This window comes from Streptomyces colwelliae (assembly GCF_048158785.1).
GTDB lineage: Bacteria > Actinomycetota > Actinomycetes > Streptomycetales > Streptomycetaceae > Streptomyces.
Genome location: NZ_JBLTJC010000245.1, coordinates 1 through 16,136 on the forward strand (window position 1 = coordinate 1; position 16,136 = coordinate 16,136).

The window sequence follows — 16,136 nt, forward strand, 5'->3', positions numbered from 1 at the left end:
CGGCCGGGTCGTGGGCGGTGACCCAGAGGTGCTTGGTGGCGAAGGCCGCGCGGGCCGCCACCGAGGACCCGGGATCGGCGAGCAGTGCCGGCTTGCCCTCCGGGTGCAGCGCGTAGGCGACCGGCCGCCCGAGCCGGTTCAGCGACTCGGGGTTGGAGATGTGCCACACGCGGTCGACGCCCGCGTCGGCCATCCGCTGTGCCTCGCTCTCCCGGGTCAGCGGGGTGCGCTTGAGGGCGAAGGCGTTGCCGCGCAGGTTGCCGGGGCCCATCGGCACCCGGACCGTCTCGACCTCCTCGACGCGGTTGACGGGTCCGTCCACCGCCATGTCCAGCCGTGCGCTGAACAGGTGTTGGTGGTAGGGGGCGCCGAGACCGGGAGCGATCTCGGTGGCGTAGGGATGGTCGCCGCCGGGGTGGGCGGAGGTGAAGACGACACCGGTGGCCTTGGCCTCGAACTCGATCGTGCCGTCGAGGTACAGGTACCAGTAGAAGCCGTAGTCGTAGTTGCCGACGGTGGTGAAGAAGGAGAGCACCATGCGCCGCTGCCGCCGGGTCTCGGCCGAGCCGGCCCAGAGGTCGGTGTGCTTCCAGAGGATGCCGTAGTCCTCCTCGTGCAGGCAGACGGCGTCGGTGAGGGTCTGGGGTGCGCCGGTCTCGTCGGCGACGACGGCGTCCAGGTAGGTGATGTCGCCGAGGCAGTCGCAGCCGAGCTGGAGTGCGTTGGCGCAGCGGCCGATGAGGTACTCGCCGGTGTCGAAGTAGTTCTGCCAGGACCGGACGGGGGAGGGGTCGGCGTACGGGACGACCATCTCGGCGATCGACGCGCGATGGATCACCGGGCGCCCGGCGAAGGCGAGTTGATGGAGTATCAGGCCCTCACGGGCGTCGAAGCCGATGCGCAGGGACCAGTTCTCCCAGGTCAGCGCATTGCCTTCGAGAGTGAAACTCGGGCCCTGGGGCTGGGTGATCTCGATGGGCTTGAGGGTGGTGCGCGGCGGGCCGGTGACGGCCGGGTCGTCGAAGTTCCCCGACTCCGCCGGCACCGGTACCGGGCCGAGGTCGATGACCTGGTCCACGGTCCGGTTGAGGACGTCCACGTAGGCGACGAGGCCGTCGACGGGGTGCGCCCACGCGTGGTCCTTCGGGTGTTCCTGTACGAAGGCCAGCCCGCGCAGGATGCGGCGGCCCCGCTCCTGCGGGTACTCGTCGTCGTACACGCCCGCGGACAGCGGGGCGACACGCACCGAGTCGACGTCCAGGCCGCGGGCGGCGAGGGCGTCGAGCCAGCGCCCGTCCTTGGCGAGGATCTGCTCGACGAGCGCGAACTCCTCGTCCAGGACCGGGAGTTGCCCCTCCGTCGCGGCATCGATCAGCCGATGCGAGTCGACCCTCGTGCCGGTCAGCGAGACCGTCGCGTCGCAGGAGGGGCCGCCGGAGACGTCGAGCAGCAGGACCCGCAGTCGGCGATCACCTTGCGCAGGCGTGTTCTTGGGCGGGTCCAGGAGCCCGAGATAGGCGAAGCGCGTGGTCTCCGTGACCAGTCCGGCCGCCGCGAGCAGCTCGCGGGCGACGGTGATCTCTTCCGGGGCGAGCGGGTCGAGGGGATGACGAGCGGCAGCCATACGGGCCTCCGGGGATTTTTTTCTCTACGTCTGTAGAGCAAAAAATCGCGCGGCCACGTTTCGCTCGGCAGTACGCCCGCGTTGCCTTGCTGTTAAGTCCGCCGGAGTCGGCGCGCCGGGTCAGATGGCCAGGATCGCGCGCACCCGCTTGCCGCCCCCGGTGAGCGGGGTGACGTCGAGCCGGTGGGCCAGGCAGCGGACCATGGCCAGGCCGCGTCCGCTCTCGCCCTCGGCCGTCAACGGCCGTACGCGGGGCGGGTTCGGGCTGTCGTCGTAGACCTCGACCGTGACCCGCTCGTCGGACAGCTGGAGTCGCAGCCGGCACTCGCCGCGGCCGTGCTCGGTCGCGTTGGCGACGAGTTCGGACACGATGAGCGTCGCGTCGTCGATCTGCTCCGCGTCCACCCGCGCCAGCTGATGGCGGGAGCGCGCGAGGAACTCCGAGGTCAACTTCCGTGCCTGACCCGCCGACGCGGCCTTGTCGGGCAGCAGGTACTCCACGCGTACGGAACGCCTATGGGTACGCCGATGCGTACGCATGGCGAATCACTTCCCCTCCTAGGACAACCCGGTATCCCCGCGGCGCCACCGCACCGGGGCCGCCGCAGATCTTGCGCGGCCGGTCCTACACACTTCACTTGCCCGGAGTCCGTGATCGGCAACCAGGCGGCGCCACTTGGTTGTCGTCGATCAGGAAATGTCCGTTCTCGGACTCAATTGGGTAAAGCGCCGGGCGCGCCCAGGGGATTGCCTGGCAACCTTGGGATGTCCAAAGGTGGGGGAGGGGCCCCTGCGGAAGGCGGCTCCCGAAAGCCGCGACGCCCTTGGAGTCGACCATGGCCGCAGCGAAGGCGCAGCGCAGTCTCTCCGTGCTGACCTGGCTCCCTGCCGCGGTGATGGCGGTGGTCGCGGTGGGGGACATCCTCACCGGCCCCGGACTCGGCTTCCTGCCTCTGGCCTCCCTCGGACCGGCCTTCGCCGGACTGGTCGGCGGCTGGCGCCGTACCGCGTGGTTCGGCGCGGCCGCGCTCGCCCTCTGCGTCGGACTCGGCCTCTACGACGGCCTGTTCCAGGAACGCCGGGGCTTCCTGGCGATGGTGTCGGTGATCGGCGTGACCGGCGCGGGCATCGCCGCCGCCGTGACGCGCGGCCGCCGCGAGGCCGAACTCGCCAGCGTGCGCTCCATCGCCGAGGTCGCGCAGCGAGTGCTTCTCCGCCCCGTGCCGCTGACCGCGGGCCCCCTCCAGGCGGCGGTGTCGTACACCTCGGCCGTCGCGGAGGCCCGTATCGGCGGTGACCTCTACGAGGTGGTCGCCTCCCCGCACGGCGTGCGGGTCATCGTCGGGGACGTGCAGGGCAAGGGGCTCGCCGCGGTCGAGACGGCGGCCGTGGTGCTCGGCGCGTTCCGCGAGGCCGCGCACGACGAACCCGACCTGGTGGGCCTCGGCGAACGCCTGGAACGCAGCGTCTCCCGGGTGCTGTCCGACGAGAAGTTCGTCACCGCCGTCCTCGCCGAGATCGGCACGGACCACGAGGTGCTCTTCCTCAACTACGGCCACCCGCCCCCGATGGTCGTACGCCGCAACGGCACCGCCGACTTCCCCGCGCCGCCCGCCTACGCCCCGCCGCTCGGCCTGGGCGGCGCCCAGGGCAGCGAGAGCCCGAAGCCGTTCTCCGTGCGGTTCGCACCGGGCGAGCAACTGCTGCTGTACACCGACGGCGTCACCGAGGCCCGCGACGACCACGGCACCTTCTATCCGCTGGGCGAACGGGCGCACCTGCTGAAGGAGCCCGACGCGCAGAGCGCGCTGGACTCCCTGCGCGAGGACCTGGTCCGGCACACGGCCGGACCGCTCCACGACGACGCCGCGATGCTCCTGCTGCGCTACCACGGCCATGCGACCACGACGGGGGACGAGCCACCCGTCCGGTGAGCACGGGAGGCCCGAGGCGGCCGCACCCTTCGGCCCACTTACTTGCTTCGTCAATCAAGTAGACTGGTGGCATGGCCACGCCCGAGCAGCCACTGCGACCCATGAGTGCGCACGAGGAAGAACTGGTGCGCGAACTCGCGCGGGTGATGCTCGTGCTGCCCCGGGCCGTCGACGCCGACATGATGCGCGAGCAGCGCCTGCCGCTGTCCGAGTACACGACCCTCATGCACCTCTCCGAGGCCACGGACCGGCGTATGCGCATGAGTGAGTTGGCGTCCGTCTGCAATCTCTCGCTGAGCGGCATGACCCGCGTCGTCACCCGCCTGGAGACCCAGGGACTGGTCGAACGGGAGAGGTGCGCCGAGGACGCCCGCGGCTGGAACGCCGTCCTCACCGACCAGGGCCTCGCCCGCCTCCAGGAGGCATGGCCCGCCCACCTGTCCAGCGTCCGGCGCCATGTCCTCGACCACGTCGACGCCGCCGACCTGACCCGGCTCCTCGGCGTGATGCGCCGTATCGCCACCTGACTCGCCGAGCAGATCCAAGGAGCATGAGATGACCACCCCGACCACCCCCTTCGACATCACGCTCGGCCTGGACACGTTCGGTGACGTCACGAACGACACGGAGGGCAGGCCGCTGACCCACGGCCAGGCCATCCGCCGCCTCGTCGAGGAAGGCGTCCTCGCCGACCAGGTCGGCGTCGACCACTTCGGCATCGGCGAGCACCACACCGAGGCGATGCCGCTGTCGGCCGCCGACGTCGTCCTCGCGGCCATCGCCGCGCGCACCGAGCACATTCGCCTCAACTCGGCCGTGACCGTGATCAGTTCGGACGACCCGGTCCGCGTCTTCCAGCGCTACGCCACCCTCGACGCCGTCTCCGCGGGCCGCGCCGAAGTCATCCTCGGCAGAGGATCGAGCACGGAGTCCTTCCCGCTCTTCGGCTACGACCTGAACGACTACGAGGAGCTCTTCGAGGAGAAGGTCGCCCTCTTCGCCGAACTGCTCAAAGAGAAGCCCGTCACCTGGTCCGGTACCACCCGTGCCGCCCTCGACGGCATCTCCGTCTACCCGCACACCGAGACGGGCTCGATCCCCACCTGGATCGGCGTCGGCGGCAGCCCCCAGTCGGTCATCCGCACCGCCCAGTACGGCTTTTCGCTCATGTTGGCGATCATCGGCGGGGACATAGCCCGCTTCGCCCCGTTCTCCCAGCTGTTCCGGCGGGCACTGGCGGAGTTCGGCCACCCCGCGCGGCCGATCGGAGTCCACGCGCCCGGCCATGTCGCCGTCACCGACGAACAGGCGGTGGAGGAGTTCGTGCCGGCCTTCCAGGAACTGATCCGCAGCGTGGCGCGGGAACGCGGCTTCCGCACACCGACCCGCGAGAGCCTCATGCGGGACGTCGGCCCCGGCGGCGCCCTGCACGTCGGATCACCCGAGACCGTGGCCCGCAAGATCACGAGCACCCTCAAGACCCTCGACGCGACCCGCTTCAACCTGAAGTACGGGATCACCGGAATGCCCCACGACACCCTCATGACCAACATCGAGCTGTACGGCACGAAGGTGGCGCCGCTGGTGCGGGAAATGATGGCGGACTGACGCGACGCCGCCCTGGGGGAGGCGGCGACACGCAGGCCTGCGAGCCGCTAGTGGTGGTTGCCGAAGCCGCGCGTGAACGACGTGAAGGTGTGGCTGAAGTACCAGGTGTCCTGGGCGATTCCGGAGCAGTCGTTGGCAGCCCCGGTGCCCACACAGCTGCCGTTGTCGCGCTGGAGTGCCCAGAAGGAGAGCGTGTTGATGCCGCGGGCGACGGCCCACTTCTTCACCGTGACCGCGTTCTGCGTGGTGAAGGTCTCCGCGGGGCCGAAGTCGTCGATGCCGGGCATCTCGGTGACGCCGATCGTCTTCCACAGCTTCGCCGGGTTCTTCTTCGGGTGGAGCGCGGCGAGTTGGGCGTGCAGGCCGGTCGCGGCGGTCTTGGTGTCCTCCGCCATGTCGTGGGTGGCGCCGTCGTAGTAGTCGAACGTCATGATGTTGACGACGTCCACGCGCGCGCCGTTGTCGACCGCGTTCTGAAGCAGGGCGACGCCGTTGGGGGCGAGACCGGTGGTGGTGGTCGGCAGCGTGTAGGAGAACTCCACGCTGCGGCCGGTGCGTTCGGCCCAGCGCTGCACCTTGGCGATCGCCTTGTTGCGGCGGTCGACACCGGCCGTGTTGTTGATGGAGTCGGCCTCGATGTCGAGGTCGATCCGGCTCACGCCGTAGGTTGTGACCAGGCTCTCGTAGACCTTCGCGATGGCGTCGACATCGGTGCAGCTGTCGGCGAGTTCGGTGTTGGTGGTGTCGGCGCTGTAACCGCCGAAGGACGGGATGACGTTGCCGCCGCGCGCCTGGATCGTGGCGATGTCCTTGCCGAAGGTGGACTTCGAGATCGGCTGGGCGGGCAGCCCGTTCCAGTACGCCGTGCACGAACCGGCCGCCTCCGTCTGAAGGAAGGCCATTGTGAGGTACTTGTTGCCGGACGCGGCGGCGAGCGCCGCCGGGCTCTCACCGGTCCACGCCTCGAAGTACGGCGCCGCCACATGGTCCGGCATGGGCGGTACGCGATGCGTCGCACTCGCGTCACCCCCGCCGAGAGCAACAAGCCCCGTGGACAAGGCGGTTACGGCCGCGCAGGACAGCGACGCGCGAAGAGGCCCAGGTCGTCTCATTGACGCTCCCATGCTGAAAGGAGAGAAGCCGCCCCTGACCGGGACGAACAGCGACCATATTTGGACTAGACCAATCGTCTGTCAAGGTTCTTTACAGTGAACTGGCCGTGCCGGAACGGATCAGGTGGTCGCCGGTTCCTGCCCTGCGGCCGTGACGACGGCTGCCAGGTCGGTCCCCGCGCGGAGCAGCCCCACGGCCCGTAGCGCGATCTGGTCAAGACGTTCCCGCAGGACGCGCTGGGCCTCTTCCACGCCGTCGAGTTGCCGCAGGGACGCCACGATCTCGCGCACCGCGGGAATGCCGTAACCGGTGCTGCGGAGAGCCGCGACGATGCGGGCCGTCCTGATGGCGGGGAGGTCGTAGCGGCGGGCCCGGAGGGAGGTCACCCGCTCGGGGGTGACGAGTCCTTCCTGTTCCCAGAAGCGCAGCGTCGACGGGCGTACGCCGAGTGCTCTGGAGAGTTCGGTGATCGTCATCGCGTCGCTGTCCTGCCCGGAGTCCCGCTCCGACTCCGGTGTGTCCGCCTCGGCCCGGATCGCGTACAACGCCTGCTGGGCGCGCAGGGCCTCCTCGCGTTCGCGTGCGAGCCGTACATGGACCTCGTTGACCGCCGACGCCGCCTCCGTGACCGTCCCCGTGCGCAGTTCCGCGAGCAACTGCCGTGCGACCACGGGCCCGACGGCACCCGCGAGTCCTCGATAGGCGCGCAGCGCCTGGACGTGCTGCGGGGCGTAGGAACGGTAACCGTTGCTCGACCGAGCCGCCGGAGGGATGACGCCCAGCCGCTCCAGGTCGCGCACCTGCTGCACCGAGTATCCCGACTCGCGCGCGACATCGGCGGTCCTGAGCGGTGCCCGGTGAGGACCGCCCACCGGCTCATCCACCGGCTCACCCATCGGCCAACCCCACATAAGCACTTGAAGGTCATCCTCGAACCATGAGTATGGAACAGATCATCGCGACCGTAGGAGACTTCACCGGCGCGCTCGTGGTCGTACCGGAACCGGGCGGCGACTTTCCCGAACTCGCCTGGGGCGACGCGTTCTTCTACTACGCCCCCGACGGCCACATGCCGCGCAACGTCCAGCCGTACGGGACCGTCGTCACCAAGAACTACCCCGACGACACCGCGTCCGACCTTGACCCGCAAGGGCGTTGGCGCGTGAACATCCACGTCGGCCGTACGGCGTTCCGCGAGCTCACGGGGGAGGAGCAGCCGCGCAGCCTCGACCGGACCCATGACTTCGCGGCCGTCGACCGCGTGTTGCCGCACCCGGTGTACGGAGCGCTCGGCTGGATCTGCGTCGTCAACCCCGGTGAGAGGACAGGGGAGTTGGTGAGGGAGTTGTTGCGCGGTGCCCATGACGACGCCCGGGCCAGGTTCGCGCGGCGCGAAGAACGCGGAAGGCCAGACGGAAACGGTTGACCTCCGTGCCCCTACGGGCAGTTGGAGTGGATCGTCGGCGGAGATCGTTGCCCTGGAGGGCCTGGTGGGGGCGTCCTGCCTGCGGTTAGACAGCGATGATCGCGATTCCAGGCCAGGAAGTGAGCACGTGCACGCCCGAGACGAAGTCCGCCCGAAGGAAGCCGCAGCACGGCGCACCTCGGTGAGCAGTCCCGCAGTCAACACCGTCACGCCTCAGCACGAGTTGCTGGCGCTCCAGGGCAGGGCGGGCAATGCCGGAGTCGTGCGGATGCTCGGCGAGGGGGGTCACTCCTGGGCCGGGCGGGCGGCCGAGCCCGCTCCGGCCGTGCAGCGGGCGGTGGTTCAGCGGAGCAAGTTGGCGCACGGGAACATCTCGTTCACCAACGTGTCCCTCAAGTACCCGGAATCGCAGGGGAAGGCCACGCGGATTCTGGAACTCCTGGCCTCCAACACGGGGATCAAGTCCTTTCTGGCGGACCGGACTTGTCGGATCACGCTGGAGAAGCGGACGACGGAGACGCCGGCGAACGTGGTCGACAAGGGGGCCGAGGGCGTCTTCGTCACGCTGGCCTCCTACTACCTCGAGAACTACGACATCGGCTACATCGTGGGCATGCTGTGCCATGAGTTCGGCATACACCCGATGGCGCGGGCCGCCCCCAACATGAGCCGGGAGGAGGAGAACTTCCGGGGCATGCCCTACCCGGTGCCGGGTCTCGAAGCGAAGGACGTTCCCGCCGGATTCGCGTCGATGAACTCCGACACCGCCCAGCAGGCCGATCACGTGCTCGGTGTCATCCCGGGAAGTCCGCGGTACACCGTCTACCGTGACGTCACCCTGGAGATGGCGGACCTGCTGCTGCGGGACGTGCACAACAAGGCGGACGGCGCCCGGGAGCAGGACGTCACCGACCTGATCGACTGCTTCCTCATGGATGTGGCGTCGATCGCCGCGACGAACGACAACCGTATGCGCGGCATGCCGATCCTGGGCAACGGCGAGGGCGAGTCGATCCGCAAGGACATCGCGGCGGTCTACAACGCCTACAAGGCCCGCCTCTCCCAGGACCTGCCGCTGGATCGGCAGCCCATCAAACCCCTGTTCCCGCCGGAGAAGACCCCGGAAGCCGTCAAGGCCGACTTCAACACTCTCCTCAAGCGCATTGCGACGGGGAGGCTCTGGGCCTGGAGCATCGACAACAGCGAGTGAGAACGCCGCCGCCCGGTGCGCGGCAGCCTCGCGCGACGACGTGCGGTCCGAGAGTCGCGCGTACCGGATTTTCGCGGCTCGGGGTGTCCGGAGTATCGGACATCCAGCATGCTCACTGTTACGATTCAGTAGACTTCGCTGCTCAGTCGGACACCCCGCAACCAGGACTGTCCAAGACCCTCCACAGGAGACTTCCATGGCGCGCAGGACCGGCCGCGTGACGGCGACCGACGTCGCCAAGGAGGCGGGGGTCTCGCAGACCACGGTCAGCTATGTGCTGAACGACGTGTCGCACCAGAAGATCTCCGACCGGACCCGCCGCAAGGTGCTCGACGCGGTGGCGAAGCTGGGCTACGAACCGTCGGCCGCCGCCCGCGCGCTGCGCCTGGGCCGCAGTGACCTGGTGCTGCTGTTCCTTCCGGACGTTCCCGTCGGTGGCACGCTGACCGCCCTGGTCGAACTGCTCGGTGACGAACTGGAGCGACACGGCCTGAACCTCGTGACACGACGCGAGCGGCACGCCCCGCTGAAGTCGCTGTGGCGTGAGCTGATGCCGGCGGCCGTGATGACGGCCTTCGACGTCGGCGCCGACGACGTGGCCAGTATGCGCGCGGCCGGCATCCACGTGGTCAGCGCCGGGATGGGCCCCGCGGTCGCCCCCGGTGTCCTGACCGTTCCCCAGACCCTGATCGGCGCGATGCAGGTCGAGCGGCTGGCGGCGACGGGCCATGCGCGCATCGGCTACGCCGCTCCCGGGGATCCCCGCCTCCGGGACTTCCTGGACCTGCGGCTCGACGGCGCCCGTACCGCCTGCGCGGAGCGGGGTCTTGAGCCGCCCGTCGTGCTGGAGGTGCCCCTCGACATCTCGGCGGCCGCCGCGGCGGCCGAGCAGTGGCACTCGGCGGTCCCCGCCGTCACGGCTGTGTGCGCCTACAACGACGAGACGGCCTTCGCCCTCCTCGCGGGTATGCGCAGGGTGGGCCTCGCCGCCCCCGGCGACCTGGCCGTGATCGGCGTCGACAACGACAAGCTGGCGCCGTTCGCGGTACCGCCGCTGACGACGATCGACAACAACCTCGATGTCGCCGTGGGCCGCCTCGCCCGCATGATCGTCAACGGCGTGACCGGTCAGTCCCAGCCGCCGACGCCCCAGGTGACTCCGCTGACGCTGGTCGTGCGCGAGTCCGCGTGACGGAACCCGGTCCGCCGTAAACCAGGCCGGTCCGACGCATGCCGAGCAAATCCCGCACGTATGCCGGGCCGGTCCTGACCCGGGCCGAGCCCGTCCGGCGCGATCCGATCCGATCTGCCCCACACCTGTCTGACCTGGACGTCTTCGTCCGATTCCCGGGAGGGCCGGCTCCCCGCGCAGCACGGCGTCGGCTCCTCGCACGCCATGACGCCACCGCCCGTCGCGGTTCGTCCGAACATCCGCTTCCCAAAAAGCTGTTGCACGGCCCTTGTGGTCCACCAAGGGCGGGGCTACGTTACGCATACGTTTCACTTGTACGTATCAGTGGCTGATTTCGGACCCACCGAAAAACGGTGGACATATAGCCCCTTCCGCCAGGAACGGCTGACCGCCAAGAACGGTCCAGGCCGCGTCAGGACCTGGTGTCCCACTTCCTCCGAGGCCCTTCAGGGCGGCTCGCTGTCCGATGCCGCCCGGTCATTCCACTCACCAGCGGAGCACCCATGCGAAGAATCGCGCTGACCGCCGTATCGGCTGTCCTGATGTTGTCCGCGGCCGCGTGCGGCTCGGGATCGGGTTCCGGTTCGGGCAAGGCGGCCACCGGCGGCACCCTCACCCTGGCCCCCCTGGTCGCGGCGCAACCGTGGGATCTGGCCGACGCCGGTCTCGGCAACAACGCGCAGTACTACCAGCCCGTATACGACTCGTTGCTCCGGCTGTCCCCGACGGCCGACGTCGAGCCCAACCTGGCGACCAAGTGGTCGTACAACGCGGCCCGCACGGTGCTCACGATGACCCTGCGCACCGGCGTGAAGTTCACCGACGGCACCGCCCTGGACGCGACGGCGGTCAAGACCAACCTGCTGCACACCGAGAAGGGCACCAGCGAGGCCGCGGGCCAGCTCAAGGGCATCACCGGAGTCGACGTCGTCAACGCCACCACGGTCGCGGTCAAGCTCTCGGCGCCCGACCCGTCGTTGGTGCCGAATCTCGGCAACGTGGCCGGGATGATGGCCAGCCCCAAGGCCATCACCGCGGGCACGATCAAGACCACCCCGGTGGGATCGGGGCCGTACACCCTGGACAAGTCCGCGACTACGGCGGGCAGTACGTACACCTTCGTACGCAACCAGGGTTATTGGAACAAGGCCGCCTTCCCCTTCGACAAGATCGTCCTCAAGCCGCTGACCGATCCGACCGCCGTGCTCAACGCGCTGCGCTCCGGACAGGTCAACGGCGCCCTGCTGGCCAGCGCCAAGAACGTCGCGCCGGCCAAGAGCAGCGGGCTGAACGTCACCAAGTACACCTCCGGCGACGTCGAGGGCGTCTACATCTGGGACCGCGAGGGAAAGATCGTCAAGGCGCTCGGCGACGTCCGGGTCCGCCAGGCCCTGAACTACGCATTCGACCGCTCCACGATCGTCAAGACGGCGAAGCAGGGGCTGGGCAAGGCGACGACCCAGATCTTCAACCCGGCCGGCTCGGCCTTCGACAGCTCGCTCGACTCCAAGTACTCCTACGACCCCGCGAAGGCCAAGCAGTTGCTGGCCGAGGCCGGCTACCCGCACGGCTTCTCGGTCACCGTCCCGGACGTGTCGTCGGTCTTCCCGGACCAACAGGCCGCCATGGTGCAGCAGTTGGAGGACATCGGGATCAAGGTCAAGGTCGACAAGATCCCGGTCACCCAGTTCATCAGCGCCCTCCTCGCGGGCAAGTACCCGCTGTCGTACATGACGTTGGCCTCCTTCCGCCCCTGGGACACCATCCAGATCGAGGTGGGGAAGAGCGCGCTGTGGAACCCGCTGCACAGCGCGGACCCGAAGGTCACCGACCTCATCACCAAGGCACAGTCCGCGACCGGTGCCGCCCAGGACGCGCTGTTCAAGCAGCTCAACACCTACCTCGTCGACCAGGCGTGGAACGCGCCCTGGGACTCCGTGGAGAACACCTACGCCACGACCAAGAACGTCACCTTCACACCGCAGACGTTCGCCGCCGTCCCGCCGATCTACAACTTCAAGCCCGCTGGCTGACCCGGACGCCGGACCGGGCGGGAGCGATGACACGGCCCTCGCCCGGCCGCCGATGAACTCCGGTCAGGGAGAGGCAAGGTGGAGAGACAGATGATCGTTTTCTTGGTCCGGCGCATCGTCGCCGGGCTGGTCCTGGTCCTGGTCATCGCGACCACGACCTTCGCGCTGATGGGCCTCACCGGCTCCGACCCGGTCCGCCAGATCGTCGGGCAGACCGCCACCCAGCAGCAGGTGTCCGCCAAGTCCGCCGAACTCGGGCTCGACGAGCCCTTCGTGGTCCGCTACGGCCACTGGCTCGCGGACGCCGTGCACGGCAACCTCGGCAGCTCGTGGTTCAGCGACGAGTCCGTGACGAGCTCACTCGAGAACAAACTGCCGGTCACCCTGTCGATCGTGCTGGCGGCGCTCCTGGTGTCGGCCGTCCTGAGCACGGTGCTGGGAGTCGCCGCCGCGGTCCGCCGGGGCGCCCTGGACCAAGTGGTCCAACTGCTCGCGGTGTTGGGGTTCGCCGTACCCAGCTTCCTGGTCGCCCTGGTGTTCGCCGTCGTGATCGGCGTCGACCTGGGCTGGCTGCCCGCGACCGGCTATGTGCCGCTGGCGGACTCGGCGGGTGGCTGGCTGCGGTCGATCACCCTCCCCGCGCTGTCGCTCTCCGTCGGAGCGATCGCCGCCACCGCCCAACAGGTGCGCGGCTCCATGGTCGACGTCCTGCGCGCCGACTACGTACGCACCCTCCGCAGCCGTGGCATCAGCGAGCGCAGCCTGCTGTTCCGGCACGCCCTGCGCAACGCCGCCCCGGCCGCGCTGACCGTGCTGGCCCTCCAGTTCATCGGCCTGGTCGGCGGCGCGGTGGTCGTCGAGAAGGTCTTCGGCCTCAACGGGATCGGCAGCCAGGCGACCACCGCCGGATCCCAGGGCGACACCCCGGTGGTCATGGGAGTCGTCGTGGTCATGGTCGCCCTCGTCGTGGTCGTCAACATCCTGATGGACCTCGCATACGGCTGGCTCAACCCGAAGGTGCGTGTGGGATGACGCTTCCCCAGTCCGAAGAAGCGGTGGCCCCCGCTGTCGCCGCGCAGGGCCGGGCCGGACTCCTGCGCCGACTGCTGCGCAATCCGGTGGCCGTGACCTGCCTGGTGCTCCTCGCCTTCATCTCCCTGGCCAGCCTGTTCGCGCCGCTCCTCACCAGCCAGGACCCGGCCCACACCTCACTGACCGACAGCCTCGCCCCCATCAGCGGCAAACACCCGCTGGGCGGCGACGGCGTCGGCCGTGACGTCCTGGCCCGACTGCTCTACGGCGGCCGCACCAGCCTGCTCGGTGCGCTGCTCGCGGTGGCCGTCGCCGTGGTGATCGGCGTTCCCGCCGGTCTGGTGGCCGGCTACTACCGCAAGTGGTTCGACGCCGTGAGCAGTTGGGTGTCCAACCTGCTGATGGCCGTACCGGCGATCATCGTGCTGCTCGTCGTGATGTCCGCGGTGGGCCAGAACACGTACCTCGCCATGGCGGTCTTCGGCGTGCTGATGTCGCCGGGCGTCTTCCGGCTGATCCGCGCCTCGGTGATCTCCGTGCGCGAGGAGCTGTACGTCGACGCGGCACGGGTGTCCGGCCTGACGGACTCCCGGATCATCCGCCGGCACATCCTGCCCGTCGTGCAGGCGCCGACCATCATCCAGGCCGCCCAGATGCTCGGCCTCGGCATCGTCATCCAGTCCGGGCTCGAATTCCTCGGCCTGGGCTCGGCGACCCAGGCGAGCTGGGGCTCCATGCTGAACGACGCCTTCGGGAACATCTACACCAAGCCGGAGTTGATGGTCTGGCCCGGAGTGGCGCTCGCGGTGACCGTCGCCGCGTTCGGCCTGCTGGGCAACGCCCTGCGGGACGCGCTGGACGGGAGTGCGACGGGCGGGCGGAAGAAGGCGCGTGGCGCTACGGCCCGCAAGCCGGTCGCGGACAAGAAGGCACCGCCCGTCCTGCCCGAGGTGGGAGGGACGGGGGAGGCGGGGGACACGGACGACGCCCTGCTCGTCCTCGAAGGGCTGACGGTCTCCTATCCGACGGCCCAGGGCGAGACGACCGTCGTCTATGGCGTCTCCCTGACGGTGCGCCGGGGCGAAGTCCTCGGACTGGTCGGGGAGTCGGGCTCGGGCAAGAGCCAAACCGCCTTCGCCGTCCTCGGGTTGCTGCCCCGGGAAGCCCAAGTCACCACGGCCCGGCTGCTGTTCGACGGCACGGAACTGGGGCTGCTCGGCCGCGCCGCGATGAACCGTTACCGCGGCCACCGGATCGCCTACGTCCCGCAGGAACCGATGTCCAACCTCGACCCCTCCTTCCGCATCGGCGCCCAACTGGTCGAGCCGGTACGCCGACACCTCGGGCTGTCGGCGGCCGAGGCGCGGGCGAAGTGCCTCGGCCTGCTGGAACGGGTCGGCATCACCGACCCCGAACGGGTCTTCCGCTCCTATCCGCACCAGATCTCCGGCGGTATGGCGCAGCGCGTCCTCATCGCCGGCGCCGTGTCCTGCGAACCGGACCTGCTGATCGCCGACGAGCCGACCACGGCCCTCGACGTCACCGTGCAGGCCGAGGTGCTCGACCTGATGCGGTCCCTCCAGCGCGAGCGGAACATGGGCATGATCCTGGTGACCCACGACTTCGGCGTGGTGGCCGACATCTGCGACCGGGTGACGGTGATGCAGACCGGCACCGTCGTGGAATCCGCGCCCGTGGAGCGGCTGTTCGCCGTTCCGCAGCACCCGTACACCCGCATGCTCCTGTCGTCCACGCTGGAGGACGCCGAGCCGCGGGCCGCGCTGAGCCGCACCCTGTCGGCGAGCGCCGCAGGCATCACGCACACCGGACGTCAGGAGGGTCCGGCATGACCGCGACCATGAACGGGACACCGAACAAGGAACTCCCGGCCGAACCCCTGCTGGTCGTCGAGGACTTGATCGTGGAGTACCCGTCGAAAGGCTGGCGCAGGCCGCCGTTCCGCGTGCTGAAGGGCGTGTCGATCACCATCGGCGCGGGTGAGACCCTCGGGCTGGTCGGCGAGTCCGGATCGGGCAAGACCACGCTGGGCCGGGCCGTCCTCGGACTGGCCCCGGTCACCTCCGGCACCGTCCGCTACGACGGCAAGGTCATCTCCGGCCTGGGCGCCAGGGAACGCCGGGCGCTCAGCAGCGACATCCAGGTGGTGTTCCAGGACCCGTACACCTCACTCAACCCGGCGATGACCGTGAACGACATCCTCAGCGAACCGCTGCGCGTCGCGGGAACCCCTCGGGCGGAGGCCGAGAAGCGGGTGCGGGATCTCCTCGACCACGTACGGCTGCCCGCCGACGCGGGGGAGCGGCAGCCGCGGGAGTTCTCCGGCGGACAGCGCCAACGCATCGCCATCGCACGGGCGTTGTCCCGGGACCCGCGCGTCATCGTCTGCGACGAACCGGTCAGCGCACTGGACCTGTCGACCCAGGCCCGCGTACTGGACCTGTTCGTCGAGATCCAGGAACGCACCGGCGTCGCCTATCTCTTCGTCACGCACGACCTGTCCGTGGTCCGGCACATCAGCCACCGGGTGGCGGTCATGTCCGGTGGCGAGATCGTCGAGACGGGGGACGCGGCGACCGTCACCACCGCACCCCAACACCCCTACACCCAGCGCCTGTTGCTCGCCGCGCCGGTGCCTGACCCGCAGCGGCAGGCGGAACGCCGGGCCGAACGGCGACGGCTGGCGGAGGCCATGGCGACCGACATCTCCGCCGACACCTCCGCGGGCGCCGCCACGAACGCCGCCACTGTCGCTTCCACGTCGGGAGACCGAGCTCCGGGTAGGACGCCGCGACCGCCACCGGATCGTCCGCCGGCCGGCCCGGCCGTCGCGACGACCTCGCCGAGGAGCAGGTGTCCGGCGGAGCGGTCGTGGGTGGACCACTTCACCAGCGGCCGGCCGAACATCGCATCCGCCAGGATCGCGCCCGCGATGGCCCCGACGAT

General features: G+C 69.5%; 13 protein-coding genes and 2 pseudogenes. 10 read left to right on the top strand and 5 right to left on the bottom strand.

The features are described from left to right. The coding region (locus ACNFOC_RS36460; protein ID WP_416963312.1) for a primary-amine oxidase at positions 1-1,624 on the bottom strand (1,624 nt) is incomplete at its 3' end. Between the two features lie 120 nt (positions 1,625-1,744). Then, positions 1,745-2,164, bottom strand: a complete 420-nt coding sequence (locus ACNFOC_RS36465) for an ATP-binding protein (RefSeq protein WP_416963313.1) — start codon at positions 2,162-2,164, stop codon at positions 1,745-1,747. Positions 2,165-2,460: 296 nt separating this feature from the next. Here ACNFOC_RS36465 and ACNFOC_RS36470 point away from each other — a divergent pair, with 296 nt between their 5' ends. The 3 genes from ACNFOC_RS36470 to ACNFOC_RS36480 all read left to right on the top strand — a co-directional run bounded on the left by ACNFOC_RS36470 (position 2,461) and on the right by ACNFOC_RS36480 (position 5,166). Continuing rightward, positions 2,461-3,558, top strand: coding sequence for a PP2C family protein-serine/threonine phosphatase (locus ACNFOC_RS36470; protein WP_416963314.1), 1,098 nt, complete (start codon positions 2,461-2,463; stop codon positions 3,556-3,558). Positions 3,559-3,629: 71 nt separating this feature from the next. Next, positions 3,630-4,085: a MarR family winged helix-turn-helix transcriptional regulator gene (locus ACNFOC_RS36475; RefSeq protein ID WP_416963315.1), complete on the top strand. Its 456-nt coding sequence runs from the start codon at positions 3,630-3,632 to the stop codon at positions 4,083-4,085. Positions 4,086-4,113: 28 nt separating this feature from the next. Further along, the gene (locus ACNFOC_RS36480; RefSeq protein ID WP_416963316.1) at positions 4,114-5,166 is read left to right on the top strand and encodes an Atu2307/SP_0267 family LLM class monooxygenase; all 1,053 of its coding nucleotides are present in this window, start codon (positions 4,114-4,116) and stop codon (positions 5,164-5,166) included. A 47-nt stretch (positions 5,167-5,213) separates the two neighbouring features. Here ACNFOC_RS36480 and ACNFOC_RS36485 read toward each other — a convergent pair whose 3' ends face one another. Continuing rightward, complete coding sequence (locus ACNFOC_RS36485; RefSeq protein WP_416963317.1) at positions 5,214-6,161, bottom strand: chitinase; 948 nt, start codon at positions 6,159-6,161, stop codon at positions 5,214-5,216. A 237-nt stretch (positions 6,162-6,398) separates the two neighbouring features. Beyond that, the gene (locus tag ACNFOC_RS36490) at positions 6,399-7,175 is read right to left on the bottom strand and encodes a MerR family transcriptional regulator (RefSeq protein WP_416963318.1); all 777 of its coding nucleotides are present in this window, start codon (positions 7,173-7,175) and stop codon (positions 6,399-6,401) included. Positions 7,176-7,222: 47 nt separating this feature from the next. On the opposite strand from ACNFOC_RS36490, the gene ACNFOC_RS36495 reads away from it, so the two are divergent. From ACNFOC_RS36495 to ACNFOC_RS36525, 7 genes and pseudogenes are all read left to right on the top strand, one after another. Continuing rightward, entirely contained in the window at positions 7,223-7,705 is a 483-nt protein-coding gene (locus tag ACNFOC_RS36495; RefSeq protein WP_416963324.1) for a DUF6194 family protein, read from the top strand. A 181-nt stretch (positions 7,706-7,886) separates the two neighbouring features. Beyond that, the gene (locus ACNFOC_RS36500; protein ID WP_416963319.1) at positions 7,887-8,915 is read left to right on the top strand and encodes a hypothetical protein; all 1,029 of its coding nucleotides are present in this window, start codon (positions 7,887-7,889) and stop codon (positions 8,913-8,915) included. A gap of 196 nt (positions 8,916-9,111) precedes the next feature. After that, positions 9,112-10,107: a LacI family DNA-binding transcriptional regulator gene (locus tag ACNFOC_RS36505; RefSeq protein WP_416963320.1), complete on the top strand. Its 996-nt coding sequence runs from the start codon at positions 9,112-9,114 to the stop codon at positions 10,105-10,107. A 503-nt stretch (positions 10,108-10,610) separates the two neighbouring features. Continuing rightward, the gene (locus tag ACNFOC_RS36510) at positions 10,611-12,140 is read left to right on the top strand and encodes an ABC transporter substrate-binding protein (RefSeq protein WP_416963321.1); all 1,530 of its coding nucleotides are present in this window, start codon (positions 10,611-10,613) and stop codon (positions 12,138-12,140) included. A gap of 90 nt (positions 12,141-12,230) precedes the next feature. After that, on the top strand, positions 12,231-13,172 hold the full coding sequence (locus ACNFOC_RS36515) for an ABC transporter permease (protein WP_416963322.1): 942 nt from the start codon (positions 12,231-12,233) through the stop codon (positions 13,170-13,172). Beyond that, positions 13,169-15,022, top strand: a complete 1,854-nt coding sequence (locus tag ACNFOC_RS36520; protein ID WP_416963323.1) for a dipeptide/oligopeptide/nickel ABC transporter permease/ATP-binding protein — start codon at positions 13,169-13,171, stop codon at positions 15,020-15,022. Before ACNFOC_RS36515 ends, ACNFOC_RS36520 begins: the two co-directional genes overlap by 4 nt. Then, positions 15,019-15,876: pseudogene (locus tag ACNFOC_RS36525) on the top strand (ATP-binding cassette domain-containing protein); the annotation flags it as partial. The gene ACNFOC_RS36520 and the pseudogene ACNFOC_RS36525, both read left to right, overlap by 4 nt. Before the next feature lie 134 nt (positions 15,877-16,010). Here ACNFOC_RS36525 and ACNFOC_RS36530 read toward each other — a convergent pair. Further along, positions 16,011-16,136 (bottom strand): annotated as a pseudogene (locus ACNFOC_RS36530) (aquaporin family protein); the annotation flags it as partial.

Bases quoted from the DNA above. Each gene is read 5' to 3' on its own strand.
- ACNFOC_RS36465 (WP_416963313.1), bottom strand. From the start codon at position 2,164: ATGCGTACGCATCGGCGTACCCATAGGCGTTCCGTACGCGTGGAGTAC.
- ACNFOC_RS36470 (WP_416963314.1), top strand. From the start codon at position 2,461: ATGGCCGCAGCGAAGGCGCAGCGCAGTCTCTCCGTGCTGACCTGGCTC.
- ACNFOC_RS36475 (WP_416963315.1), top strand. From the start codon at position 3,630: ATGGCCACGCCCGAGCAGCCACTGCGACCCATGAGTGCGCACGAGGAA.
- ACNFOC_RS36480 (WP_416963316.1), top strand. From the start codon at position 4,114: ATGACCACCCCGACCACCCCCTTCGACATCACGCTCGGCCTGGACACG.
- ACNFOC_RS36485 (WP_416963317.1), bottom strand. From the start codon at position 6,161: ATGCCGGACCATGTGGCGGCGCCGTACTTCGAGGCGTGGACCGGTGAG.
- ACNFOC_RS36490 (WP_416963318.1), bottom strand. From the start codon at position 7,175: ATGGGTGAGCCGGTGGATGAGCCGGTGGGCGGTCCTCACCGGGCACCG.
- ACNFOC_RS36495 (WP_416963324.1), top strand. From the start codon at position 7,223: ATGGAACAGATCATCGCGACCGTAGGAGACTTCACCGGCGCGCTCGTG.
- ACNFOC_RS36505 (WP_416963320.1), top strand. From the start codon at position 9,112: ATGGCGCGCAGGACCGGCCGCGTGACGGCGACCGACGTCGCCAAGGAG.
- ACNFOC_RS36510 (WP_416963321.1), top strand. From the start codon at position 10,611: ATGCGAAGAATCGCGCTGACCGCCGTATCGGCTGTCCTGATGTTGTCC.
- ACNFOC_RS36515 (WP_416963322.1), top strand. From the start codon at position 12,231: ATGATCGTTTTCTTGGTCCGGCGCATCGTCGCCGGGCTGGTCCTGGTC.
- ACNFOC_RS36520 (WP_416963323.1), top strand. From the start codon at position 13,169: ATGACGCTTCCCCAGTCCGAAGAAGCGGTGGCCCCCGCTGTCGCCGCG.